Raw genomic sequence first — 23888 nt, 5'->3', positions numbered from 1 at the left:
CTGCCACCCGGCACCGACGGCCGGGAAACGGTGGGGTGCCGGCGGGGGCGTTCGCCGGGTTCGGGGCGTGTTTCCGGCCCCCTCCCGGGGGGTGCTTCCGGGTGAGGGGGCGCGTAAGCTGTACCGGCTGCGATCGCACCTTACCGAGCCGTTCCGGAGACCCTGTTGCCCAGCCCCTACCGCGCCCTGTTCGCCGCCCCCGGCTCCAAGGGCTTCGCCGCCGCGGGCTTCCTCGGCCGGATGCCGCTGTCGATGATGGGCATCGGCGTGGTGACGATGATCTCCCAGCTCACCGGCCGGTACGGGCTGGCCGGCGCCCTGTCCGCCACCATCGCGCTCGCCGCGGCCGTGGCCGGCCCGCAGGTGTCACGGCTGGTGGACCGCTACGGCCAGCGGCGGGTGCTGCGCCCGGCCACGCTGGTGTCGCTCGCCGCGGCGGCCGTGCTGCTGCCGGCCGCGCACTACGGGTGGCCCGACTGGGTGCTGTTCGCGGCCTGTGTCGGCATCGGCTGCGTGCCGAGCCTCGGGGCGATGGTCCGGGCCCGCTGGGCGGCCATATACCGGGGCACCCCGCAGCTCCACACGGCGTACTCCTTCGAGTCCGTGGTGGACGAGGTCTGCTTCATCTTCGGGCCGATCATCTCCATCGGCCTGTCCACGGCGTGGTTCCCGGAGGCCGGCCCGCTGCTGGCCGCCTGCTTCCTCGCGACCGGCGTCTTCTGGCTGACCGCGCAGCGCGCCACCGAGCCCGTTCCCCACCCGCGCGACGGGCACAAGGGCGGCGGCACCGCGCTGAGCTCGCGGGGGCTGCAGGTCCTGGTCGCCACGTTCGCCGCGACGGGGACGATCTTCGGGGCGGTGGACGTGGTCACGGTGGCCTTCGCGGAGGAGGAGGGGCACAAGGCCGCGGCCAGTGTCGTGCTCGCCCTGTACGCGGCGGGCTCGTGCACGGCGGGCATGATCTTCGGCCTGATGCGGTTCGCCGGGGCGCCCGAGCGCCGCTGGCTGCTGGGCGTCTGTGCGATGGCCGTGAGTATGATCCCCCTCCTACTGGTCGGGAACCTGCCGTTTCTGGCCGCGGCGCTGTTCGTTGCGGGTCTGTCCATCGCTCCGACGATGATCACGACCATGTCCCTCATCGAAGAGCACGTACCACGTGCGCAGCTCACCGAGGGCATGACCTGGGTGAGCACCGGTCTCGCGGTCGGGGTCGCGCTCGGCTCGTCCGCGGGCGGCTGGGTGATCGACGCGGCCGGTGCTCGCGCGGGGTACGCGGTTCCGGCGGTGGCCGGGGCCGTCGCGGTCGCGGTCGGTTTCCTCGGGTACCGCCGGCTCAAGCGGCCGGCTCCACGGCGGGGAGGGACCGTTGAGCAGCACACGCACGGCGAGCGGCAGGACGAGCGCGAAGAACGGCACATGGCGTAACTGGGGCGGCAACGTCTCGGCCCGTCCCGCGCGGGAGGTCGCTCCCGCCTCCGTCGAGGAGCTGGCCGACGTCGTACGCCGGGCCGCCGAGGACGGGCTGCGGGTGAAGGCGGTCGGCACCGGTCACTCCTTCACCTCGATAGCGGCGACGGACGGGGTGCTGATCCGCCCGCGGCTCCTGACGGGCATCCGCCGCATCGACCGTGACGCCATGACCGTCACGGTGGAGGCCGGCACCCCGCTCAAGCGGCTCAACACGGCCCTCGCCCGGGAGGGCCTGTCGCTGACCAACATGGGCGACATCATGGAGCAGACGGTCGCGGGGGCCACCAGCACCGGCACCCACGGCACGGGCCGCGACTCGGCCTCGGTCTCCGCCCAGATCGAGGGCCTGGAGCTGGTCACGGCCGACGGCTCGGTGCTCACCTGCTCCGAGCGGGAGAACCCCGAGGTCTTCGCCGCCGCCCGGATCGGCCTCGGCGCCCTCGGCGTCGTCACCGCGATCACCTTCGCCGTGGAGCCGGTCTTCCTGCTCACGGCCCGCGAGGAACCGATGCCGCTCGACCGGGTCCTCGCGGACTTCGACGAACTGTGGGCCGAGAACGAGCACTTCGAGTTCTACTGGTTCCCGCACACCGGCAGCACCACCACCAAGCGCAACAACCGCAGCGCGGGTCCGGCGCAGCCGGTGGGACGCCTCCAGGGCTGGTTCGACGACGAGTTCCTGTCCAACGGCGTCTTCCAGGCGGCGAACTGGGTCGGCCGCGCGGTGCCCGCCACCGTCCCGGCGATCGCGCGCGTCTCCAGCAAGGCGCTGTCCGCGCGGACGTACACCGACACCCCTTACAAGGTCTTCACCTCTCCGCGCCGGGTGCGGTTCGTGGAGATGGAGTACGCCGTCCCGCGCGAGGCCGTCGTCGAGACGCTGCGCGAGCTGAAGGCGATGGTCGACCGGTCGCCGCTGCGGATCAGCTTCCCGGTCGAGGTGCGCACGGCCCCCGCCGACGACATCACGCTGTCCACGGCGTCGGGGCGCGACAGCGCGTACATCGCCGTACACATGTTCCGGGGCACCCCCTACCAGGCGTACTTCACCGCCGCCGAGCGCATCTTCACCGCGCACGAGGGCCGGCCGCACTGGGGGAAGATCCACACGCGGGACGCGGCGTACTTCTCGCAGGTGTATCCCCGCTTCGGCGAGTTCACGGCGCTGCGGGACCGTCTTGACCCGGATCGGCGGTTCCAGAACGACTACTTGCGCCGGGTTCTGGGGTCGTAGCCGAGGCGTCGGGAGCGGGGGTCGCGGCGTCCTCGGGCACGTCGCCCCCGGCACTCGGCGTGGGCGACGGGCCGGTGTCCGTACCGGTGCCCTCGTCGGAGGTGCCGTCGTCCGAGGACGTACCGCCTTGACCGGGGCTCCCGGAGGGGGTCGCCGCGGGGTCGTCGGCGGAGCCGGGACCGGACTCCGGGCCGGAGTCCCCCGGGCTCCGCGAGTCCGAGGGGGCGGGGTCGCCGCCGGAGCCGCCGGGCTCCCCGGAGTCCGGGCCGGAGGTGCCCTGTCCGGTGAGGACACGGCCGACGGTCGTGCTGTTCCCGCCGCTGAGGTCGTGGCCCGACGCGAGTTCGTAGACGGTGATCCCGCCCATGGTGACGCCGAAGACCAGGGCCGCCGCGACCAGCGGCCGCTTCCAGCCCGCGCCCCGCGCGCGGTAGACGGTGCCCTCGGTGAACTCGCCGGGAGCGGGCGGCACTCGTCCGGCCTGCCGTCCGGCACCTGCCGCGGCGGCGCGCCTGTCCCGGAGCTGCTCGGCGGTGCGCTTGAAGAAGTGCTGGAACACCGAACCGCCGCAGGTGGCGACGACGCTGATCAGACCGGCGCCGAGGATGGTGCCGTACACGCCGAAGGACGACGCGAGTTTCGCGGCCACCACCGCCGCCAGGGCGCTGCCGGCGACCTGAGGCACGCTCAAGTCGATCCGCTTGGATTCCCCCTCCGTACGCATGTCCGCTTCACCGACGACATCGGGCCTTTCACGCATCCCCGGACCTTGCCTGTCTTTCCCGTACACGATCGATCAACTGCACGAGAGGGGGACGTACAACGGAGAACCTTTAGTTCCGTTTCGGGTGATTGCGTGAAGTACGCCACGTACAAGATCACCGGAACCCTTTGGGAGGCGGCCGGACACCCCCTCTTGCGGGAAGTGTGACGGCGCGCCAATCCACGCAGGTGGCCCGAATGGAGTACTGTTGCGAGCCCTGGGTCCGGGTCTCCCGACTGCGGGCTCAGGGCGACGAAGGACCGCCGGGAGGGGGCTGGTTGCACAGGGTGACGGATTTTGTCACTTAGCGTGGTGAACAGGTAACCGTGCCATAACGGCGATCCAGGGCCCGCGCCCGACACGCCGGGCAACTCGGCAAGGTTGTGGCAGGCTGCACCCGGGCAGGCCACACTCGACAGAGCGGAAGCAGCGACGCACGTGACGTCGGCAGGCACCACCCGGGAGGTCCCCATGCCCGAACTGCGTGTCGTGGCCGTCTCGAATGACGGCACACGGCTGGTGCTGAAGGCTGCGGACAGCACGGAGTACACGCTTCCGATCGACGAGCGGCTCCGGGCCGCCGTACGCGGCGACCGTCCCCGCCTCGGCCAGATCGAGATCGAGGTGGAGAGCCATCTCCGCCCCCGCGACATCCAGGCGCGTATACGAGCCGGTGCGACCGCGGAAGAGGTCGCCCAGATGGCCGGCATCCCCGTCGACCGCGTCCGCCGCTTCGAGGGCCCCGTCCTCGCCGAGCGCGCCTTCATGGCGGAGCGGGCCCGCAAGACCCCCGTCCGCCGCCCCGGCGAGAACTCCGGTCCGCCCCTCGGCGAGGCCGTCCAGGAGCGGCTGCTGCTGCGCGGCGCCGACAAGGACACCGTCCAGTGGGACTCGTGGCGCCGCGACGACGGCACCTGGGAAGTCCTGCTGGTCTACCTGGTCGCGGGCGAACCGCACTCGGCGAGCTGGACGTACGACCCGCCCCGTCGGCTCGTCCAGGCCGTCGACGACGAGGCGCGCGCGCTGATCGGCGAGACCGACGACCTCGCGGCGCCCGAGCCCAGCTTCCCGTTCGTCCCGCGCATCGCCCGGCTGCCGCGCGACCGGCCGCTGGACCGCACCCTCGACCGGGAGCACCGGGAGCGGCCGAGCCTGCCCGCCCAGCCGTCCGAGCCGGCCGAGGAGACCGCGGCCACCGCGTCCGGCGAGCGGGAGCGCGACTCGCTGACCAGCCTGCTGGAGGCGGTGCCGAGCTTCCGGGGCGACCTGGTCGTCCCCGAGCGGGTGCCGGAGCCGGCGGCGGAGGACGCCGTCGAGGAGCCCGAGGTGGAGGAGCCGCCCGCGCCCGCCGCGTCGGCCGGTTCCGCCTACGCCGACGTGCTCATGCCGCGCTCCGTGGGCAGCCACCGCGACCGCCTCACCGGCTCCACCGACCGCCAGGCCGAGGCCGACGGCGTCCGCCCCGGCCGCCGCGCGGCGGTGCCGAGCTGGGACGAGATCGTCTTCGGGACGCGGCGCAAGAAGCAGGATTAGCCGGGCACACCGGCAGGAGGCCCGGGCCGCACCCGCGTGGGTGCGGCCCGGGCCTCGTCGTACGGGGCCTACTGCGGATCCGGGCCCACGGCCACCGGCCGCGCCGGGTCCGACGACCACTCCGACCACGAGCCGACGTACAGCGCCGCCGGGATGCCGGCCACCGCCAGCGCCAGCACCTCGTGGGCACCCGACACGCCCGAGCCGCAGTACACGCCGACCTCTCCGCCGTCGTCCGCGCCCAGGGTCTTGAAGCGGGCGCGCAGGTCCTCGGCCGGACGGAACCGGCCGTCCGCGAGCACGTTGTCCGTCGTCGGCGCCGACACGGCTCCGGGGATGTGGCCGCCGACCCGGTCGATCGGCTCGACCTCGCCCCGGTACCGCTCCCCCGCCCGGGCGTCGAGCAGCAGCCCGCGGCGGGCCAGCGCGGCGGCCCCGTCCGCGTCCAGCAGCCCCGACGCGCCCGGCGCCGGGACGAAGTCGCCCTCCTCGGGCACGGGAACGTCCGTGGACAGCGGCCCCTGCCAGGCCGCCAGGCCACCGTCGAGCACCCGCACGTCCGGGTGGCCCGTCCAGCGCAGCAGCCACCAGGCGCGGGCCGCCGCCCAGCCCTGCCCGCCGTCGTACACGACGACCGGCCGGCCGCAGGACACGCCCGCCCGGCGCATCGCGGCGCCGAACTCCGCCATGTCCGGCAGCGGATGCCGGCCCCGCTCACCGGGCGCGGAGGCCAGTTCCCGGTCCAGGTCGACGAAGACGGCGCCGGGGATGTGCCCGGCTTCGTACTCGGCGCGGCCGTCGAAGGCCGGCGCACCGGCGGCCTTCGCGGTGCTCAACTGCCAGCGGACGTCGAGCAGGACCGGCGCGGGCGCGGCCGCCGCCGCGACGGCGAGGTCGGATGCGGAGATGATGGCGTTCATGACCCCATCCTGGCGTACCGAGTGGCCGCCGGGTCCGTGTCGGGCTACTCTGCCCGCCGGACAGGAGCGATCACAAGGTGTGCGGGACCGGGCACATGCTGTACTGCCCGGGCGGCCGGGCCGGTCTCACGGGCGTGCCCAGGGGCGCGCGGCAGCGGGTCCTGTGCGAGCACGTCGGCACGAGAGCCGATCAGGCGGAAGCGGACGCACGGCCCGCGGAGGGCCGAGAAGAGAGTGACGATGACCGATGCTCGGGGACCGGCCGCCGGCCGCGGTGGCGGGACGTCCGCACGGCGCACGCCCGGCACACCCTGCTGGGTGAGCCTGATGGTGCACGGACCTGCCGCGACCCAGGAGTTCTACGGAGCGCTGTTCGGCTGGGAGTTCCGCCCCGGTCCCCAGCAACTGGGCCCCTACGTCAGGGCCCTGCTCGGCGGACGGGAGGTGGCGGGCGTCGGCCGTCTCCCCCCGGACCGGCACCTGCCCATCGCCTGGACGCCGTACCTCGCCTCCGACGACGTGAACAGGACGGCCGAGACCGTACGCCTGTGCGGGGGCACGGTGGGCGTGGGTCCGCTGGACGCGGCGGAGGCCGGGCGCATGGCCATCTGCTCCGACCCGGCGGGCGCGGTCTTCGGCCTCTGGCAGGCGGCGGCGCACCTCGGCCAGGCCGTCACCGGGGAGCCCGGCACGCCCGCGTGGAACGAGCTGGCCACCTTCGAGGCGGCGGGAGTCGCCAAGTTCTACGAGACGGTGTTCGGTTTCGAACTGGAACCGTCCGCGACCGCCGGCCTCGACTACGTGACCCTCCGCCTCGACGGACGCCCCGTCGCCGGCATCCACGGCGTCGGCGACGCCCTGCCCCGCGAGAGGGGGCCGCACTGGATGACGTACTTCCAGGTGGCGGACATCGGGGAGTCCCTGCGGCGGCTGACCGGCCTGGGCGGTCATGTCCTGGAGCCGGCCAGGGACACCTTCCGCGGCCGGGTGGCGCTGGTGGCGGATCCGGAGGGGGCGCGGTTCTCCTTGCTGCAGAGTCCCCGGTGAGCCGTCAGACGGGGACGCGTACCGTCTCCACCCAGGCCGGGGGCTCGGGTGCGGCGGGGCCGATCAGGGCCGCGATCAGGCGGCAGGACGGGGTCTCGGCGGGCCAGGGTGTGTAGCCGTCGGTGAGGACGACGACGACGGACGGACGGTCGCGTGCCGCGAGCGCCGCCTCGATGCCGACGCGCATGTCGGTGCCGCCACCGCCGCCCAGGGTGACCTGCTCGGTGGACGTCACCCGCGACACGGCGTGCACATCGGCGTCGCAGGCGAGGACGGTGACGCGGTTGCCGCGTACGCCGACCTCGCGCAGCACGCCCGTGATCTCCGCGAGGGCGGCGGCGAGTTCCGCGTCGCCCATCGAGCCCGACGTGTCGACGACGACGGCGACCCGGGGCAGCGGGCGGCGCAGGCTCGGCAGGACGACGCCGCGCAGTGCCGGGGTGCGGCGCGACGGGCGGCGGTACGTGTAGTCGACGGCTCCGCCGGCCCACGCGGCGGCCTCCCGGACGGCGCCGGTCAGCGCCTGCCGCCAGTCCACGGTGGGTTCGAGAACCTCCTCGGCCCAGCGCTGCCAGCCCGCGGGCAGGGTGCCGCGGCTGCGCTGGTGGGCGCGCATCGCCTCGGCGGTGTGCCGGCGCAGCGCCCGGGCCTCGGCGTCGCCGAGCGGATCGGGGCCGTCGGACGGGGGCAGCTCCCAGGGGGCCGGCACCCCGTGGGCGCCGGAACCGCAGTCGTGTCCCCTCACGTGCGGAGGCAGTCCGTCCAGGTACGCCTCGAACAACTGCCCGTCGGGCAGGCCGAAGAGGCGGGGCTCGACGCGTCCGGCGGGCAGGCGCAGGCCGTCGGCGAGGAGATCGTCGTTGATCTCGCAGTCCTGGGCGACGTTGACGCGGTACCGGTCGCTCCGACCGGCGGCGGGGAGCCGGCCGGCGCGGCCGTGGTGGTCGCGCAGCAGGTGCGCGACCTCGTGCACCCAGACGCCGGCGAGTTCCTCCACGGGCGTGGCGGCGACGAAGGCGGGTGAGACGTAGCAGCGCCAGTGGCGGTCGACCCCCATCGTCGGTACGTCCGGGCAGGGCACGACGGTCAGGGCGTACAGGGCCGACGCCAGGTAGGGCCGGTCGTGCGCCGCTCGGTAGCGGGCGGCGAGCAGTTTGGTCGTGTCCAGGGTCCCGCGGGATGCCGTCATGCCCGCGGACCTCACCGGCCGCCGGGCAGGGCCCCGGACATCTGCAGCAGCTCCAGGAACCCGTCGATGCCGGGCGGCACGGGCCAGTCCAGGCTGCGCATCGCCGCCAGGTCGGTGGCGGCCCGCGCGGCCACGTCCGGTACGCCCGCGTCCACGGCCTTGGCCAGGACCGCCCAGCCGGCCTCCCAGCGGGGCCGGGTGAGTTCGCCCTGGATGGCGGCGACCACCGCGATGAGGAAGGCCAGTTGCCGGTCGCCGCGCTCGGGCAGGGCGAACGCGCCGGGGTCGGCGAGGACCCGCTCGGGGTCGGGCAGGTCGAGGTGTTCGAGGTAGGACAGCAGCTCGATGCCCGCGCCGTCCCCGACGGCACCGGTGAGCGCGGCGGCCACCGCCTCGCGGCCGGCGCCGGTCGCGTAGCCCGTGGCGAGCAGCCGCAGCGCCATCTCCCAGGTCCGCGGGGAGGGCCACGACCGCCCGCGGGCCTCGGCGTCGGCGGGTATGTGGTGGACCAGACCCGGGCGGGCGGTGAGGAACCCGGAGACGGCTCCCCGGGCCCGCGCGACGGCGCCGGGCACCTTGGCGGCGTCGACCAGCGGGACGGTGACCTCAGGCCAGGTGCCGGCCATGCCGCGGGCGACGGTGGCGGGGTCGTGGGTCCAGTGGAGGTGGACGAAGCGGTTGGCGAGCGGCGGGCTGAGGTGCCAGCCGTCGGCGGCGCTGGAGGGCGGGTTGGCTGCGGCGACGATGCGTACCGCGTCGGGCAGGACCAGGCTGCCGACCCGGCGTTCGAGGACGACCCGCAGCAGTGCCGCCTGCACGGCCGGCGGAGCCGAGGAGAGTTCGTCGAAGAACAGCAGGCCCTGCCCGGCCCGCTGGAGCCGGACGGCCCAGTCGGGCGGCGCCATCGGCACGCCGGTCGTGGCCGGGTCGTCCCCGACGATGGGCAGTCCGGCGAAGTCCGACGGCTCGTGGACGCTGGCGATGACCGTCTCCAGCGGGAGGCCGAGTCCGGCGGCGAGCTGCTCCAGGGCGGCCGACTTGCCGATGCCCGGTTCGCCCCACAGCAGCACGGGCTGGTTGGCCGTCACGGCGAGGGCGAGCGCCTCCAGTTGGACGTTGGCGGCGGGCTCGGTGCGCCGGGCGCGCAGCCGGGCGACGAGGTCGTCCGCGGCGGCCAGCGGGGCCGGTGCGGTGCGGGAGGCGGGTGCGGTGCTCAACGGTCCTGGCCCTCGTCGTCGTACTGGTCGTCGTCCTGCTCGTCCTCGTCCATCATCTCGTCCCACCAGTCGGCGCCGAGGCCCGGATGCCGCTCGCGCACGCGGTCCCGCAGGAAGGCCAGGTCGCGGCGCTTGTACCGGCGGATGAGCTGGGCGATCGAGAGTTCGGCCTCGTCGACCACGTCGACGCGGGCGCCCGCCGCGAGGAACGCCTCGACCAGGGAGCGGGAACCTCCGTCGTTGACCGCCACGAACAGCGGTGTGCGGCCCCGGTGGTCGCGGGCCTCCAGGTCGGTCCCCGCGGCCAGCAGCCGGGGCAGGAGCGGTTCGTGGTCGAGCAGGTGCAGGACGTGGAGCAGTGTGCGTCCGGCGCCGTCGCGCACCCGGGGGTCCATTCCCGCGTCCAGGAGTTCGAGCACGCCGTCGGTGTCCCCGTGCTGGGCGCGCAGGAAGAGGTCCCGCATCTGGGCGCGCAGTGCCTTCGGCAGCCGGCCGCTTCCCGAGGCCCACGTCTGCTGGACGGCGAAGCATCCGGCGACGGCGCCGCCGAAAGCGCGCAGGGCCAGCTCGCGCCGCTGTTCCTCGTCACTGTGCGGCATCTGCAGCAGACCGCCCGCGCGGAAGCCCACCTCGTGCCACTCCCCTCGGCAGCGCACCCGGACGGGCGCGGGCGCGGCGGGACCCGGCGGGCCGACCGTCCCCTCGGGCACCTGGAGGTCGGGGAACAGTGCCTCCCGGACGAGGGGATGCAGGTGTGCCGGTTCGACCCCGCCGGCGCGCAGCAGATCGAGGTCGGGGAGCCTGCGCCAGAGCGCTTCGGGCAGGAACGGCACGCCCTTGACATCCTTGCGGCCGACGGCGCGCAGCCGCAGCCCGGTGCCGGCCGGTTCCAGCAGGACGTTCATCCGCCAGTCGCCGGCGATGAGGAAGGAGTCCGCGACGCCTGCGTCGGCCAGCCCGCGGACCTCCGGTTCCAGACCTGCGTGGTGGAGCGCGAGCCGGCCGAGGAAGGCCTCGGGGTCGGCCTCGTACCACGCCGGTGCCTGCGGCGGCGTCAGGTCGGCCTCGATGCCGGCCGCGGCGAGGGCCGCCGGGACTTCGCCCCGCTGGTGCAGCAGGGTCAGCCATTCGGCCCGTGCTGCCGTGTCGCCTGGGCCGGGATCCGCCGTGGGCAGTTCGTCCGTACCGCGCGGCCTGCCGTCCGGGTGGAAGAACGGCGCCCGGTCGGTGCCGCCGCACCGCTCCCGCAGTTCCGCGGTGCGCCGCGCGTCCCACAGGTGCCGGGCGTACCGCCAGTCCTCCACCAGCGGGCCGAAGACGCCCGCGGCCCTCTCGTCGGCGACCGTCCGGAACCGCAGGGTGACGCGCTGCGGGCCCTCCCGCATCGCGGGCGTGGTGACGTGGAGGTACGGGGTGGTCAGCGGACGTTCACCGGCTTCCACCGGCCGGTAACGGGCGAGGACCACGGTCCGGGCCGTGTCGAGCGTGGTCCATCCGCCCAGCACCCGGGGCAGGTGCCAGTGCAGCAGGTCCGGGACCAGGTGGCGCAGGTCGGCCTCCAGCGCCGCGGCCACCTCCCGGCCGCAGTCCTCGGCGACCTGCGCGAGGTCGACGGCCGCGTCGACACCGGCCACGGCGCAGGCCCCGCGCCAGTCGCCTGCCGCACGGCGTTCGGCCGCGCGCTCGATCGTCCTGCGGGACACCGCGTAGCGGCGGATCCGCCGCCGGCTCGCCGCCTCCTCCGGGGGAAAACAGGGGAGTCCGGGGACGGCGCTCAACGGTAGACACTCCCTATCGCGCGCAGGTCGGGGTGGGATCCGCTCGCGGGGCGCAGGCGCTGGGCGAAGGACCGCTTCACCTTCCGGGGCAGTCCGGGGCCCAGGCCGACGTACTCCAGCGGCGAGCCGTCCGGCACGGCCGCGAGCAGCGACTTCGCGCCCCGGCCGGTGAGTCCCGTGTGGCACAGTTCGAGCCGGCGCAGCGGGCTGCCGTGCAGTGCGGCGGCCAGGGCGCGGGCCCCTTCGTCGCCGGTGGCGTTGGCGGGGGCGCCGAGGCTGCGTTCGGACCTCGGCCGGCCCAGGTCGAGCGTCTCGATGCCGTCCAGGGCTTCGGCGAGGGCGCGGGCGCCGGCGGGGCCGATCCCGTTGCCGCCCAGTCCCAGGCGTACCGGCCGTCCGGGGTCGGCGGCGGCCGCGAGGACGGCGGTGCCCTCGTCGCCGAGGTGGTTGGCGGGCAGGTACAGCTCGCGCACGCCGGCGTCCCGGATCAGCGCGGCCAGCAGGCCGGCGGCGTCGGCGGTCAGGCCGTTGCCGCCGAGGAAGAGGCGTTCCACCGGGTGCGCGCGGCCGGTGAGGGCGTCGAGCAGGGCGCGCAGCCCCGCGGTGGTGAGGCCGGTGTTGACCAGGTCGAGGGTGCGCAGGGTGGTGTTGTCGCGGAGCATCGCGGCGAGGGCGCGGGCGCCGTCGTCACCGACCGGGTTGCGCTTGAGCCACAGGGAGCGGACGGTCGTGTCCGCCGACAGGGCCTCGGCGAGGTCGGCGACGCCGTCCGGGCCGATGCGGTTGCAGCCGAGGTAGAGGGTGTGCAGGCCGTGGCCGCCGGCGAGTGCCCGGGCGACCGTCGACGCTCCTTCGTTCCCCATGGCGTTGGTGCCGAGCAGGACGTGCCGGGCGTGCGGGGAGGAGACGGCGACGGGCATCAGACGGGCGGTGCCGGCCGCTCCGAGTCCCTGCTTGCACAGATCGACGCGGCCGTCCGCGCGCACGGTGCCCACGGGGAAGGTCTCGTCGTCCTCCACCGCTCGCGGCGACCCCAGCCGGGCCAGCAGCGGGTCCAGGCCGGCGGGGTCTTTGATCGGTATGTCCGGGTGCTCGATCGCCGGGCAGCGCACGGGTGTCGGCTGCGTCATCACCACTCCACCGGTCCGTCGCCGGTGCCCGGCGTGCCGAGAGCGGCATCGCCCTCCGCCCGCCCGGGACGGACCGACGCCAATCGACTTTCCTCCACGACAAGGGTGGCAAGGCCGGTCGGATTCGAACCGACGTCCTCCAGCTCGGTGCTAGGGCGCGACGACCTCTGCGCTACGGCCTTGCCGGGATGATCATAGCCTTGCCGGCCCACCGGTGGTCACGTGTTCGAGGTCAACTTCCGCCTCGGCCGTGCACGTTGAGATCGGTGACGACGGGGCGGTGGTCCGACGCGTCGGTCGCCACCGTGGCGGCGCCGGTCACGGTGACGTCGGGTGAGACGGCGACCAGGTCGATGCGCTTGAGAGGGCCGACCGCCGGGTACGTGGCCCCGGCGCCGGGAGCGGCGTCGCGCAGGTGACGCCACAGCGGGGCCAGTTCGGGGGCCGCGGGCTCGGCGTTGAAGTCGCCGACGAGGATCTTCGGTCCGCGGTCTTCGGCGAGCACCGCGAGCATGTCGTCCACCTGGGCGGCGCGGATCGAGGGGTCGGCCCGGTAGTCGAGGTGCGTGACGTAGACGTGCGTGTGCGCGCCCCTCACGTTGACGGTGACCTCGGCGAAGCCGGGCGCCGGGGCCGGGACGGGTTCGGAGGTCTGTGTCGACAGCCGGGTGATCTCGTGGTTCTCCGCCGCCACGATCGGGTGGCGGCTCAGTACGGCGACGCCGTAGCGGCGGCGTTCCGCGCCCGGGGTGGCCGGGTCGAGGTCGTAGATCGGCGCGAAGAACACCCGCATGTCCAGCTTCTCGGCCAGTGCGCGGGCCTCGTCGGCGAAGTCGCTGCGGGCGCCCCAGTGCACGTCGACCTCCTGGAGGCCGATCACGTCGGCCCGCAGGCCGCGTACGGCCTCCGCGGTGCGGTCGAGGTCGAAGACCTGGTCCGTGCCGGCCCCGGCGTGGATGTTGTACGTCGCCACCCGCAGGGGTACCGGCGGGGCCGCGGCCCCGTGGGCGTCGTCCTCCGCGGCGAGAGCGGGCGCCGACGTGGCGATCACGGCGGCGGCGAACACGGACGCGGCGGCGCGGAGCGCGCGGAGGGGACGCCGGGATCTGGGCTGCATGCCTTCTCCGATCAGGTGGAAGCGCGACGGGAACAGTGACGCGCATCACCTGAAGTCACGTCAACCCCGCCTGCCGCCTGGTTCTTGACGCCGCTTCACGTGCCGGGGCCCCTTCGTCACCGCTGCGCCGGAGACGGCGGCCCGGAGGCGGTGGGTCAGACCGCGCCGACGGGCAGGACGTCCGGGGACAGGGCCGCCGCGCGGGCCGTCGCCGCCGTCATACGGCGCCGGTGGTGGCGCCGGCACAGGACCTCGTAACCGACCTCGTCGGAGGACTGGGTGACGTCACCCACGACGACCTGGGCGCCCTCGACGACCATGACGCCGCCCACGGTCCGGGCGTTGTGCGTGGCGCGGGCGCCGCACCAGCACAGGGCCTCGACCTGGAGCACCTCGACACGGTCGGCGAGTTCGACCAGCCGCTGGGAGCCGGGGAACAGCTTGGAGCGGAAGTCGGTGGTGATCCCGAAGGCGTACACGTCGAGTTCGAGGTCGTCCACCACGCGCGCGAGCTGGTCTATCTGCTCCGGGGCGAGGAACTGTGCCTCGTCCGCGATCACGTAGTCCGCCCGGCCGCCCTGGGACAGGTGGTCGACGACATGGGCGTACAGGTCGTGCCCGTCCTCGACCTCCACCGCGTCCGTGACGAGGCCGAGCCGGGAGGAGAGCTTGCCCTCCCCCGCGCGGTCGTCGCGCGTGAAGATGATGCCCGCGAGGCCGCGCGCGGAGCGGTTGTGCTCGATCTGGAGAGCCAGGGTCGACTTCCCGCAGTCCATCGTTCCGGAGAAGAAGACCAGCTCGGGCATGAGGGGTTGAGCACCTTTCGGCGAGGGTTCGGCGGGGTCAGGAACGTACTTCGAGCAGGGGGACGAGCTGCTCGGCCGGGGTCATCGAGCCGTGGTTGCCGACCATCGCCGACTCCTTCGGCTCCCGCTCGGAGGCGATGAGCAGGACGTCGTCGCGCGCGGCGGCCACCACGTCGCCGATGCGGTCGTACACCCGCTCGTCGATGCGCGGGCCGAACCAGCCCGCCTCGATCGCCTCGTCGCGCGAGGCCACCCAGAACTGCTCGCCGAGCACCTCGCGCCAGCAGGTGAGCACGTCGTTGCGCGCGCCGGGGACGGCGTAGACGTGCCGGGCGCGGCCCTCGCCGCCGAGGAGGGCGACGCCCGCCTTCAGCTCCCAGTCCTCGTCGAAGTCGATGCGGTGCTCCTCGTCGAAGGGCACGTCGACCATGCCGTGGTCGGCGGTGACGTAGAGGGCGCTGCGCGGGGGCAACTGCTCGGCGAGGCGCTGGACGAGCCGGTCGACGCGGGCGAGCTGGCCGCGCCAGGTGTCGGAGTCGACGCCGAAGCGGTGTCCGGCGCCGTCGACCTCCGCGTAGTACGTGTAGACGAGGGCGCGGTCGGCGGCGGCGAGCTGCTCGGCGGCGAGGTCCATCCGGTCCTCGCCGGACAGCCGTCCGTGGAAGGTGCCGCCGCTGAGCGCGACCTTGGTCAGCGGGGTGTTGGCGAAGGTCGGGGAGGACACCTGCGCGGCGTGCACACCCGCCTCGTGGGCGAGGCGGAAGACGGTGGGGTACGGCTGCCAGGCGCCCGGCGGGGTCCAGGGCTGCCAGCGGAGCTGGTTCATCAGCTCGCCGGTGTCCGGGTCGCGCACGGTGTAGCCGGGCAGGCCGTGGGCGCCCGGCGGCAGGCCGGTGCCGACGGAGGCGAGGGAGGTCGCGGTCGTCGCCGGGTACCCGGCGGTGATGGGGCGCCCGGTGCCGCCGCGCGAGCTGCCGAGCAGCGAGGTCATGAACGGCGCGTCCTCCGGGTGGGCCCGGAGCTGTTCCCAGCCGAGGCCGTCGATCAGGAAGACGCAGTTGCGGTCGGCGGGGGTCAGCTCCGTGATGCCCGCGGCCATGCCGGGGACGCCGAGGCCGGCGGCCAGCGTGGGCAGCAGGTCGGCGAGGGAGCCGGCGCCGTACTCGGGCACGGGGGCGGAGTCGACGGGGAGCGGTTCCGGGTGCGAGTCCCAGACGGCGGACTGGACCATCAGCGGGGGGAGTCCGCGGTCGCCTCGGAGAGGGCCTGGGCGAAGGCGAGCGCCTGGCGCACCGTCTCCGGGCCGTCCCCGGCCTCGCTGACGCGCAGGCTCAGGTCGTCGGCGGTCGAGCTGCCGGTGTAGCCGTGGTCGGCCTCGCAGTTCGGGTCGCCGCAGGCGGCGGGCTCCAGGTCGAGGCGGGAGACGGCGCCCCAGCCGATGGTCAGCACGATCTCGCGGGGCAGCGTGCCCGGCTTGTACTGCTCCGGGTTGGCGACCACGCGGCTGACGACGATGGACGAGATCCGGCCGAGCTTGACGGACTCCGTGGACGTCGTGGCGTACGGCGACGGGGAGGTGTCGTCGGCGGCCTGCTCGTCGGTGTGGCTGACGATGAAGCGGTTGCCCGTGAGGACCAGCACGGTCACGTGCCGGCGCACCTCGTTCTGGTCGAACGTGGTCTCCTGGTGGACCAGGTACGACCGGATGGGCTCGCCGCCCACGGCGGCCTCCACCGCCTCGGCCACGAGGGCCGGGTAGTAGCCGCTGCGCTCGATCGCCGCTCGCAGCCCCTGGGTCGTCGTACTGGTCTTGGCCATGCGCTCCATCCTACGGGGGCCCACTGACTGCGCGGGACGCTCGTGCGGGCCCCGGTCGGCGGGCGTGGGGTCTCCCGGGGGCCGGTTGCGACGGTCCGCCGGTGCCCGGCCGGCCGACCGCCTGTGGACGGGGCGCCCGGCCGGCCGCCCGCCTGTGCACGTCGGCTCCTGCCGGTGCCTGGTCGTTCCGGTGCGGCCGCTGCGGTCAGTACGCCGGAAGCGTCCGCGGGCCCAGGTCGTCGCGGGCCGGCGGTGGTGCGAGGCGCACGGTGGCGCCGAGGACGCTCAGTCCGCGCGGGGCGACGACGACCGGCTCCAGGGTGACCGACACCACCTCCGGGTGGTCGTGGACCAGCCGGGAGACGCGCAGCAGCAGCTCCTCCAGCGCCGCGGTGTCGACCGGGGCCGAGCCGCGCCACCCGAAGAGGAGCGGCGCGGTGCGGATCGAGCGGACGAGGGAGGTGGCGTCGCGGTCGGTGACCGGGATCAGCCGGTGCGCCGTGTCGCCGAGGAGCTGCGTGGCGGCCCCGGCGAGCCCGAAGGAGAGCACCGCTCCCGCCGCCGGGTCGATGACCGCCCGTACGACGGTGTCCACGCCGCGCGGTGCCATGCGCTGCACCACCGGCCGCAGCTCCTGCGGCTTCCCGAAGAGCTCGGTCAACTCGGCGTAGGCGTGCCGCAGTTGCTCCTCGTCCGCGAGGTCCAGGCGGACGCCGCCCAGGTCGGCGCGGTGACGCAGGTGGGGGGCGGTGGCCTTGAGGGCGACGGGGTAGCCGAGGGCGCGGGCGGCGGTGACGGCGTCGTCGGGGGTGGGCGCGGGCAGGGCGCGGTGGACGTGGATGCCGTACCTGCCGAGCAGCTCGCAGATGTCGTCGGCGTCGAGCGCGAGCCCCTGGCCGCGGGCGAGGTGGCCGGCGATCAGCTCGGCGGTGCCCTTCTCGTCGATGTCGTCGTACTCCGGGACCTTGCCGGGGTCGGCGGCGTCGCGGCGCCACTGTGCGTAGGCGACGGCCTGGGCGAGGGCCCGGACACCGCGCTCGGCGGCGGGGTAGGCGGGGATGAGGCGGGCGCCGTCCGGGATCTCTCCGGGATCGGCGGGGACCTGTCCGTCGCCGGCGCCGTCCACGCGGGCCGGCGCGTCCGGGGCCGGGGTGCCCGCGGTGGCTCCCGTGGCCGGAGAGACCGCGGTGACGCCCTCCGCGGAAGGCCCGGTACCCGCGTCGGCCCACGAGGACCCGGCACCCGCGGTGACCCGGGCCGCCGTGTCCCCCGCCGCCTGCGGTGCCGTGCTCGCCGCGGCGGACAGGGCCTCCGCGAGGCCGCCCAGCTCCACGTGGACCACCAGGACGGGCTTGCCGGGCACCGCGGCCGCCGCCGAGCGCAGCGCCTCCGCCAGTGCCGCGTCCTTCGCCACGCCCTCCCCCACCGTCGGGATCGCGGTCACCACCACCGCGTCGCAGGTGTCGTCGGCGAGCGCCCGGGACAGGGCCGCGTGGAAGTCCTGGGCGGAGGCCGCCGTCGTCAGGTCCAGCGGGGGGTGCGGCCGCAGCCCCTCCGACAGACACGCGTCGTACGTGAGCACACCCAGCGACTCGGAGTTGCCGAGGATCGCCACGCGGGGTCCGGCGGGCAGCGGCTGGCGGGCGAGCAGCAGGCCCGCGTCGACCAGGTCGGTGATCGTGTCGACCCTGATCACCCCGGCCTGCCGCAGCAGCGCGGAGACCGTCGCGTGGGGCAGTCGCGTCGCCCGTACGGTGTGCCCCTGCGGCGCGACACCGCCGTGCCGGGCGCCCTGCACGACGACCAGGGGCTTGACCGCCGCCGTGCGCCGCGCCAGGCGGGTGAACTTGCGGGGGTTGCCGATGGACTCCAGGTACATCAGCGCGACGTCGGTGTCGGGGTCGTCGTACCAGTACTGGAGGACGTCGTTGCCGGAGACGTCGGCCCGGTTGCCGGAGGAGACGAAGGTGGACACGCCGGTGACGCCGGTGACCCCGCCGCCGCGCCGGTGCAGCCGGGAGAGCAGGGCGATGCCGATGGCGCCGGACTGGGCGAACAGGCCGATGCGGCCGGCGCGCGGCATCTCGGGCGCGAGGGAGGCGTTGAGCCGGACCCGCGGGGAGGTGTTGATGATCCCGAAGGCGTTGGGGCCGATGATCCTCATGCCGTACGAACGCGCCTGGCGCACGAGCGCGCGCTGGCGTTCGCGTCCCTCGGGCCCGCTGTCGGCGTACCCGGCGGAGATCACGACCAGGCCCTGCACACCGTGCTCGCCGCACTCGGTGACGACCTCGGGGACGTGCTCGGCGGGCACCGTGACGACGGCGAGGTCGACGGGTCCGTCGATGTCGCGCACGGAGCGGCGGGCGGGCACCCCGTCGACGTCCCCCTGGTCCTCGGGGAAGGCCTTGTTCACGGCGTGGAGCCGGCCGGTGTAGCCCCCGTCCCGGAGGTTGCCGAGGATGCTGCGGCCGACACCGCCGGGCGCGCGGCCGGTGCCGACGACGGCGACGGAGCCGGGCTGGAGCAGCCGCTGCACCGAACGGGCCTCGGCGCGGTGCTCGCGCGCGTACTGCACGGCGAGCGAGCGGTCGGTCGGTTCGAGGTCGAACTCCAGGCGGACCACGCCGTCCTCGAAGCTCCGCTTCTGGGTGTACCCGGCGTCCATGAACACCTTGATCATCTTGGTGTTCGCGGGCAGCACCTCGGCGGCGAAGCGGCGGATGCCGCGCTCGCGGGCGACGGCGGCGATGTGCTCCAGGAGCGCCGAGGCGACGCCCCGGCCCTGGTGGGCGTCCTGGACCAGGAAGGCGACCTCCGCCTCGTCGGCGGGGGACGACGCGGGCGCCCCGCCGGCGCCGATCCGGTCGTAGCGCACGGTCGCGATGAACTCGCCGCCGATCGTGGCCGCGAGCCCCACCCGGTCCACGAAGTCGTGGTGCGTGAAGCGGTGGACGTCCTTGGCGGACAGGCGCGGGTACGGCGCGAAGAAACGGTAGTACTTCGACTCGTCGGACACCTGCTCGTAGAAACTGACCAGGCGCTCGGCGTCGTCCACGGTGATGGGGCGCACGCGTGCGGTGCCGCCGTCGCGCAGCACCACGTCGGCCTCCCAGTGGGCGGGGTACTCGTGCCGGTCCGACGAGGTCTGCATGGGCCCCAGAGTACGGCTCGCGTACGACAACGGCGCGGGGCAGTCTGTGGAGAAACGGAGGGCCGGGCGGGGGCCGCGGCCGGACAGCCGGCCCGCGCGTCGCACGGCCGTCCGGCCATGGGTCATGATGTGGGAAACTGGTCTAGACAACCCGGTACACCTGAAGGGCAGCAACACATGGCTGAGCGCCGCGTCAACGTCGGCTGGGCCGAGGGTCTCCACGCCCGCCCCGCCTCCATCTTCGTCCGGGCCGCCACGGCCACCGGCGTCCCGGTGACGATCGCCAAGGCCGACGGCGACCCCGTCAACGCGGCCTCGATGCTGGCCGTCCTCGGCCTCGGCGCCCAGGGCGGCGAGGAGATCGTCCTCGCCTCCGACGCCGAGGGCGCGGACGCGGCCCTGGACCGTCTGGCCAGGCTGGTCGCCGAGGGGCTCGAGGAGCTTCCCGAGACCGTCTGAAGCGATCACGCGCCGAAAGGCCCGCCCGGACCACCGGGCGGGCCTTTCGTGCGTCCTTCCGCGGGCGGGCGCCGTGCGGTCGCCCCCGGGGCCGAGAACCGCGAGGCCCCGGCTCGGTGAGCCGGGGCCTCGGACATCCGTACCGTCCGTCGTCAGATGTTCACGCCGTGGGAGCGGAGGTAGGCGACGGGGTCCATGTCCGAGCCGTACTCCGGGCTCGTACGGGCCTCGAAGTGCAGGTGGGCGCCGGTGACGTTGCCGGTGTCGCCGGAGATGCCGATCTGCTGGCCGGCGACGACCGACTGGCCGACCGAGACGCCGATCGACGACAGGTGGCCGTACTGCGTGTACGTGCCGTCGTGCATCCTGATGACGACCTGGTTGCCGTACGCGCCGCCCCAGCCGGCCTCGACGACGGTGCCGACGCCGACCGCGTGCACCGTGGTGCCGGTGGCGGCGTGGAAGTCGACGCCGGTGTGGCTGCCGGAGGACCACAGCGAGCTGCCGGCCTGGTAGGACGTGGAGACGTAGGAGCCGGTGATCGGCGAGACGTAGGTGTTGAGGCGCTTGCGCTCCTCCTCGCGCGCGGCGCGCTCCTTGGCCTCGCGGGCCTCCTTGGCGGCCTCGGCGGCCCGCTCACGCGCGGCTTCCATCGCCGCCTCGCGGGCGGCGGCGTGCTGCGCGGCCTCCTGCTGGGCGGTGGCCTGGGCGTCGATCTCGGCGGCCACGGAGTCGCCGATGGTGACGACGGGGGTGAGACCGGTCTGCTCGGCCTCGGCCTCGGCGGCGAGGGCCGGGGCCGCGAGAGTGCCGACGACGCCGGTGGTGGCGAGGGCCGCGACGCCCGCCGCGTGGGCGGTGGTGCGCTGCATGCGGCTGGGACGGCGGTGCTTCCCGGAGGCGCGCGTGAACGCCATGTAGAGGCTGGTCCTTTCCTTCCCTCTCGCCTACCGGGTTAGCTGACGGGTTCGGAGCAGGAAGGTCTCCTACGGACCCCCTCGCTGCACGCGCGGGCGTCCGATTCACCCCAGGGACGTGATGGGTCCCCGGCTCCCCTGGCTCGCGCCGTACGGGGACTCGGCGATGACTGTCCGGTGCCGCGGGTGCGGCGCACTGCCTGACGGACAGCCGGGACGACGCTAGACGCGGCCGACTTCGATCCTCAAACGCAACAGGGTTTTTGTAGCGCACGCCACAGGACGGACAGGCAGCCTCTCCCTCAATTGGGACAAAAAACGGCCCTGGTGACGCTCGGGTCACCAGGGCCGCCGCACGCGTGCGCCGCTACTCGGCGGCGACGACGGTGACTTCGCCGATGCCGAGGGCCTCGACGGGCTCCCTGATCTGCGCCGCGTCGCCGACGAGGATCGTCACCAGCCGGTCCACCGGGAAGGCGTTCACGACCGCCGCCGTGGCCTCCACGGTGCCCGTGGCGGCGAGTTGGCGGTACAGCGTCGCCTGGTAGTCGTCGGGCAGGTACTGCTCGACCTGGTCGGCCAGCGTGCCGGCGACGGCCGCCGCGGTCTCGTACTTGAGCGGCGCGACGCCCACCAGGTTCTGCACGGCGACGTCGCGCTCGGCGTCGGTGAGCCCGCCCTCGGCGAGGGTGCGCAGCACCGTCCACAGGTCCTGGAGCGCCGGGCCGGTGTTGGGCGTGTCGACGGAGCCGCTGATGGCGAGCATCGAGGCACCCGTGCCGTCGGGCGCGGACCGCAGCACCTGCCCGAACGCCCGCACGCCGTAGGTGTAGCCCTTCTCCTCGCGCAGGACGCGGTCCAGGCGCGAGGTGAGGGTGCCGCCCAGGCAGTACGTGCCGAGGACCTGCGCGGGCCACACGCGGTCGTGGCGGTCGGCTCCGGTGCGGCCGATCAGGAGCTGCGTCTGGACGGCGCCGGGGCGGTCCACGATGACGACCCGTCCGGTGTCGTCGGCGTTCACCGGCGGCACGGGGCGCGGCTCGGCGGGGGCACCGGTCCAGGCGCCGAGGGTCTCGCCGAGCAGCGCGTCGAGGTCGACGCCGGTGAGGTCGCCGACGACCACGGCGGTGGCCGTGGCCGGGCGGACGTGCTTCTCGTAGAAGGCCCGGACGGCGGCCGCGTCGATCGCCGCCACCGTCTCCTCGGTGCCCTGGCGCGGGCGCGACATGCGCGAGTCGGCCGGGAACAGCTCCTTGGAGAGCTCCTTGGCGGCGCGGCGCGAGGGGTTGGCCAGCTCGTGCGGGATCTCGTCGAGCCGGTTGCGCACCAGCCGTTCGACCTCGCTGTCGTCGAACGCGGGCGCCCGCAGCGCGTCGGCGATCAGGCCGAGCGCCTTGGCGAGGCGGGAGACCGGCACCTCCAGGCTCAGCCGCACACCGGGGTGGTCGGCGTGCGCGTCGAGGGTGGCACCGCAGCGCTCCAGCTCGGCGGCGAACTCCTCGGCGGAGTGCTTGTCGGTGCCCTCGGAGAAGGCGCGCGCCATGATCGTGGCGACACCGTCGAGGCCGGCGGGCTCGGCGTCCAGCGGGGCGTCCAGCGACACCTCGACGGCGACGACCTGCTGGCCGGGGCGGTGGCACCGCAGCACGGTCAGGCCGTTGTCGAGGCTGCCGCGCTCGGGCGCCGGGAACGCCCAGGGCTTGGGCTCGCCGGCCTGCGGCTGCGGGTGGAATTCCATCGTGGCGAGCTCGGTCACTTGGCCGCCTCCTCGTTCTCGTCGGTGGCGTCGTTCTCGTCGGCGGAGGCGGTCGGCTCGTAGACGAGCACCCCGCGGTTCTCGGGACGCAGGCGGGCCGCGGCGATCTCGCGGACCTCCTCGGCGGTGACGTCCAGGACCCGCTGCACGGCGGTGAGGGCGAGCTGCGGGTCACCGAACAGGACGGCGTACCGGCACAGTTCGTCGGCGCGGCCGGCGACCGTGCCGAGCCGGTCCAGCCACTCGCGCTCGAGCTGGGCCTGGGCGCGTTCCATCTCCTCGGCGGTGGGGCCCTCCTCGGCGAACCGGGCCAGCTCCTCGTCGATGGCGGCCTCGATGACCGGCACCTCCACGTCGCCGGACGTCTTCACGTCCAGCCAGCCCAGGGAGGGCGCCCCGGCGAGCCGCAGCAGGCCGAATCCGGCCGCGACGGCCGTGCGGTCGCGGCGCACCAGCCGGTTGTAGAGGCGGGACGACTCGCCGCCGCCCAGCACGGTCACCGCGAGGTCGGCCGCGTCGCACGCGCGCGTGCCGTCCTCCGGCAGCCGGTAGGCCGCCATCAGGGCGCGCGCCGGGACGTCCTCCTCGACGACCTCGCGCAGCTCCCGGCCGATCACGTCGGGCAGGGAGCCGTCCCGGGGCGCGGGCTTGCCGTCGTGCCCGGGGATGGAGCCGAAGTACTTCTCGATCCAGGCGAGCGTCCGCTCGGGGTCGATGTCGCCGACCACCGACAGCACCGCGTTGTTCGGCGCGTAGTAGGTGCGGAAGAACGCGCGCGCGTCCTCCAGCGTCGCCGCGTCCAGGTCGGCCATCGAACCGATCGGCGTGTGGTGGTAGGGGTGGCCCTGGGGGAAGGCGAGGGCGGTCAGCTTCTCGAACGCGGTGCCGTAGGGCACGTTGTCGTAGCGCTGGCGGCGCTCGTTCTTGACGACGTCGCGCTGGTTCTCCATCGACTCGTCGTCCAGGGCGGAGAGCAGGGAGCCCATCCGGTCCGCCTCCAGCCACAGGGCGAGCTCGAGCTGGTGGGCGGGCATGGTCTCGAAGTAGTTGGTGCGCTCGAAGCTGGTGGTGCCGTTGAGCGAGCCGCCCGCCCCCTGCACCAGCTCGAAGTGGCCGTTGCCCTTGACCTGGGCGGAGCCCTGGAACATCAGGTGCTCGAAGAGGTGGGCCAGACCGGTGCGGCCCTCGACCTCGTGGCGGGAGCCGACGTCGTACCAGAGGCACACCGCCGCGACCGGGGTCAGGTGGTCCTCGGAGAGCACCACGCGCAGGCCGTTGGCCAGCCGGTGCTCGGTCGCTGTCAGGCCGCCGGAGCCTGCCTGCGCTGTGGCCGTGTGACCCATGGGCATGTACGTCCCTTCGATCGCGGAATCCTTGATGGAATCGTGGGGCGGAACCGCGGAATTCCGCCGGTCCTGCCACTGTATGCAAGCGTGCGGGCCGCCGGTGGAGTTCCCGGTCCGCGTACGCCGAGAGCGAGAACGGGGTTGGCGGGCGGCCGGGCGCGAGGGCGTACCCTGCGGGCAGCGCGCCGGGCCGGGCAGCCCGTGACGGGTCCTGGTCGGTCGCTGTCAGTGCCG

General features: G+C 74.4%; 19 protein-coding genes, 1 tRNA gene and 1 riboswitch. Of the genes, 5 read left to right on the top strand and 15 right to left on the bottom strand.

The window, feature by feature from the left end:
* The first annotated feature begins 165 nt into the window (after nucleotides 1–165).
* On the top strand, nucleotides 166–1425 hold the full coding sequence (locus ACH499_RS12480; protein ID WP_399015309.1) for an MFS transporter: 1260 nt from the start codon (nucleotides 166–168) through the stop codon (nucleotides 1423–1425).
* Entirely contained in the window at nucleotides 1367–2704 is a 1338-nt protein-coding gene (locus ACH499_RS12475; protein ID WP_399015307.1) for a D-arabinono-1,4-lactone oxidase, read from the top strand. Before ACH499_RS12480 ends, ACH499_RS12475 begins: the two co-directional genes overlap by 59 nt.
* Here the strand turns inward: ACH499_RS12475 and ACH499_RS12470 are convergent.
* Nucleotides 2628–3464 (bottom strand): hypothetical protein, encoded by an 837-nt coding sequence (locus tag ACH499_RS12470; protein ID WP_399015305.1) that lies wholly within the window; start codon nucleotides 3462–3464, stop codon nucleotides 2628–2630. The genes ACH499_RS12475 and ACH499_RS12470 overlap by 77 nt on opposite strands.
* Before the next feature lie 474 nt (nucleotides 3465–3938).
* Between ACH499_RS12470 and sepH the strand changes: the two genes are divergently transcribed.
* Nucleotides 3939–5000 carry a septation protein SepH gene (gene sepH, locus ACH499_RS12465; protein WP_399015303.1) on the top strand — a complete coding sequence of 354 codons (1062 nt, stop codon included), beginning with the start codon at nucleotides 3939–3941 and terminating at the stop codon, nucleotides 4998–5000.
* A 68-nt stretch (nucleotides 5001–5068) separates the two neighbouring features.
* Here sepH and ACH499_RS12460 read toward each other — a convergent pair whose 3' ends face one another.
* The gene (locus tag ACH499_RS12460) at nucleotides 5069–5920 is read right to left on the bottom strand and encodes a sulfurtransferase (protein WP_399015301.1); all 852 of its coding nucleotides are present in this window, start codon (nucleotides 5918–5920) and stop codon (nucleotides 5069–5071) included.
* 240 nt (nucleotides 5921–6160) lie between these two features.
* On the opposite strand from ACH499_RS12460, the gene ACH499_RS12455 reads away from it, so the two are divergent.
* On the top strand, nucleotides 6161–6967 hold the full coding sequence (locus tag ACH499_RS12455; protein ID WP_399015299.1) for a VOC family protein: 807 nt from the start codon (nucleotides 6161–6163) through the stop codon (nucleotides 6965–6967).
* Nucleotides 6968–6971: 4 nt separating this feature from the next.
* Here the strand turns inward: ACH499_RS12455 and ACH499_RS12450 are convergent, their stop codons facing one another.
* From ACH499_RS12450 to ACH499_RS12405, 10 genes are all read right to left on the bottom strand, one after another.
* On the bottom strand, nucleotides 6972–8156 hold the full coding sequence (locus tag ACH499_RS12450; protein ID WP_399015297.1) for a VWA-like domain-containing protein: 1185 nt from the start codon (nucleotides 8154–8156) through the stop codon (nucleotides 6972–6974).
* A gap of 11 nt (nucleotides 8157–8167) precedes the next feature.
* Nucleotides 8168–9373 (bottom strand): sigma 54-interacting transcriptional regulator, encoded by a 1206-nt coding sequence (locus ACH499_RS12445; protein ID WP_356203287.1) that lies wholly within the window; start codon nucleotides 9371–9373, stop codon nucleotides 8168–8170.
* Nucleotides 9370–11151, bottom strand: coding sequence for an ankyrin repeat domain-containing protein (locus ACH499_RS12440; RefSeq protein ID WP_399015295.1), 1782 nt, complete (start codon nucleotides 11149–11151; stop codon nucleotides 9370–9372). The genes ACH499_RS12445 and ACH499_RS12440 overlap by 4 nt, the downstream gene beginning before the upstream one ends.
* A complete protein-coding gene (locus tag ACH499_RS12435; RefSeq protein ID WP_399015293.1) occupies nucleotides 11148–12281 on the bottom strand; it encodes a gala protein in 1134 nt (377 codons plus the stop codon). Before ACH499_RS12435 ends, ACH499_RS12440 begins: the two co-directional genes overlap by 4 nt.
* Nucleotides 12282–12387: 106 nt before the next feature.
* A tRNA-Arg gene (locus tag ACH499_RS12430) sits at nucleotides 12388–12463 on the bottom strand.
* A 50-nt stretch (nucleotides 12464–12513) separates the two neighbouring features.
* Nucleotides 12514–13398, bottom strand: a complete 885-nt coding sequence (locus ACH499_RS12425) for an endonuclease/exonuclease/phosphatase family protein (RefSeq protein ID WP_399015291.1) — start codon at nucleotides 13396–13398, stop codon at nucleotides 12514–12516.
* Nucleotides 13399–13553: 155 nt separating this feature from the next.
* On the bottom strand, nucleotides 13554–14204 hold the full coding sequence (locus tag ACH499_RS12420) for a thymidine kinase (protein ID WP_356203281.1): 651 nt from the start codon (nucleotides 14202–14204) through the stop codon (nucleotides 13554–13556).
* 37 nt (nucleotides 14205–14241) lie between these two features.
* Nucleotides 14242–15435, bottom strand: coding sequence for a nucleotide pyrophosphatase/phosphodiesterase family protein (locus ACH499_RS12415; protein ID WP_356203279.1), 1194 nt, complete (start codon nucleotides 15433–15435; stop codon nucleotides 14242–14244).
* Complete coding sequence (locus ACH499_RS12410; protein ID WP_356203278.1) at nucleotides 15435–16022, bottom strand: DUF5998 family protein; 588 nt, start codon at nucleotides 16020–16022, stop codon at nucleotides 15435–15437. Before ACH499_RS12410 ends, ACH499_RS12415 begins: the two co-directional genes overlap by 1 nt.
* Nucleotides 16023–16227: 205 nt before the next feature.
* Nucleotides 16228–19176 (bottom strand): GNAT family N-acetyltransferase, encoded by a 2949-nt coding sequence (locus ACH499_RS12405; RefSeq protein ID WP_399015288.1) that lies wholly within the window; start codon nucleotides 19174–19176, stop codon nucleotides 16228–16230.
* A gap of 177 nt (nucleotides 19177–19353) precedes the next feature.
* Between ACH499_RS12405 and ACH499_RS12400 the strand changes: the two genes are divergently transcribed.
* A complete protein-coding gene (locus ACH499_RS12400) occupies nucleotides 19354–19635 on the top strand; it encodes an HPr family phosphocarrier protein (protein ID WP_356203276.1) in 282 nt (93 codons plus the stop codon).
* Nucleotides 19636–19787: 152 nt separating this feature from the next.
* Here the strand turns inward: ACH499_RS12400 and ACH499_RS12395 are convergent, their stop codons facing one another.
* From ACH499_RS12395 to ACH499_RS12385, 3 genes are all read right to left on the bottom strand, one after another.
* A complete protein-coding gene (locus ACH499_RS12395; RefSeq protein WP_356203274.1) occupies nucleotides 19788–20552 on the bottom strand; it encodes a M23 family metallopeptidase in 765 nt (254 codons plus the stop codon).
* A gap of 12 nt (nucleotides 20553–20564) precedes the next feature.
* A riboswitch (cyclic di-AMP (ydaO/yuaA leader) is annotated at nucleotides 20565–20728 on the bottom strand.
* 191 nt (nucleotides 20729–20919) lie between these two features.
* Nucleotides 20920–22308, bottom strand: a complete 1389-nt coding sequence (locus tag ACH499_RS12390; protein WP_399015286.1) for a M16 family metallopeptidase — start codon at nucleotides 22306–22308, stop codon at nucleotides 20920–20922.
* Entirely contained in the window at nucleotides 22305–23657 is a 1353-nt protein-coding gene (locus ACH499_RS12385; protein WP_399015284.1) for a M16 family metallopeptidase, read from the bottom strand. The genes ACH499_RS12390 and ACH499_RS12385 overlap by 4 nt, the downstream gene beginning before the upstream one ends.
* Nucleotides 23658–23888 lie beyond the last annotated feature (231 nt).

The organism is Streptomyces sp. NPDC018947, from assembly GCF_044390505.1.
Lineage (GTDB): Bacteria > Actinomycetota > Actinomycetes > Streptomycetales > Streptomycetaceae > Streptomyces.
The sequence above is the reverse complement of the archived record's forward strand: the minus strand, read 5'-3'. Positions and strand labels throughout refer to the sequence as shown.

Excerpts from the sequence above, each read along its gene's own strand:
- ACH499_RS12470 (WP_399015305.1), bottom strand. The coding sequence starts at position 3,464 with ATGCGTGAAAGGCCCGATGTCGTCGGTGAAGCGGACATGCGTACGGAG.
- sepH (WP_399015303.1), top strand. The coding sequence starts at position 3,939 with ATGCCCGAACTGCGTGTCGTGGCCGTCTCGAATGACGGCACACGGCTG.
- ACH499_RS12460 (WP_399015301.1), bottom strand. The coding sequence starts at position 5,920 with ATGAACGCCATCATCTCCGCATCCGACCTCGCCGTCGCGGCGGCGGCC.
- ACH499_RS12455 (WP_399015299.1), top strand. The coding sequence starts at position 6,161 with ATGACCGATGCTCGGGGACCGGCCGCCGGCCGCGGTGGCGGGACGTCC.
- ACH499_RS12450 (WP_399015297.1), bottom strand. The coding sequence starts at position 8,156 with ATGACGGCATCCCGCGGGACCCTGGACACGACCAAACTGCTCGCCGCC.
- ACH499_RS12435 (WP_399015293.1), bottom strand. The coding sequence starts at position 12,281 with ATGACGCAGCCGACACCCGTGCGCTGCCCGGCGATCGAGCACCCGGAC.
- ACH499_RS12425 (WP_399015291.1), bottom strand. The coding sequence starts at position 13,398 with ATGCAGCCCAGATCCCGGCGTCCCCTCCGCGCGCTCCGCGCCGCCGCG.
- ACH499_RS12420 (WP_356203281.1), bottom strand. The coding sequence starts at position 14,204 with ATGCCCGAGCTGGTCTTCTTCTCCGGAACGATGGACTGCGGGAAGTCG.
- ACH499_RS12415 (WP_356203279.1), bottom strand. The coding sequence starts at position 15,435 with ATGGTCCAGTCCGCCGTCTGGGACTCGCACCCGGAACCGCTCCCCGTC.
- ACH499_RS12410 (WP_356203278.1), bottom strand. The coding sequence starts at position 16,022 with ATGGCCAAGACCAGTACGACGACCCAGGGGCTGCGAGCGGCGATCGAG.
- ACH499_RS12405 (WP_399015288.1), bottom strand. The coding sequence starts at position 19,176 with ATGCAGACCTCGTCGGACCGGCACGAGTACCCCGCCCACTGGGAGGCC.
- ACH499_RS12400 (WP_356203276.1), top strand. The coding sequence starts at position 19,354 with ATGGCTGAGCGCCGCGTCAACGTCGGCTGGGCCGAGGGTCTCCACGCC.
- ACH499_RS12395 (WP_356203274.1), bottom strand. The coding sequence starts at position 20,552 with ATGGCGTTCACGCGCGCCTCCGGGAAGCACCGCCGTCCCAGCCGCATG.
- ACH499_RS12385 (WP_399015284.1), bottom strand. The coding sequence starts at position 23,657 with ATGCCCATGGGTCACACGGCCACAGCGCAGGCAGGCTCCGGCGGCCTG.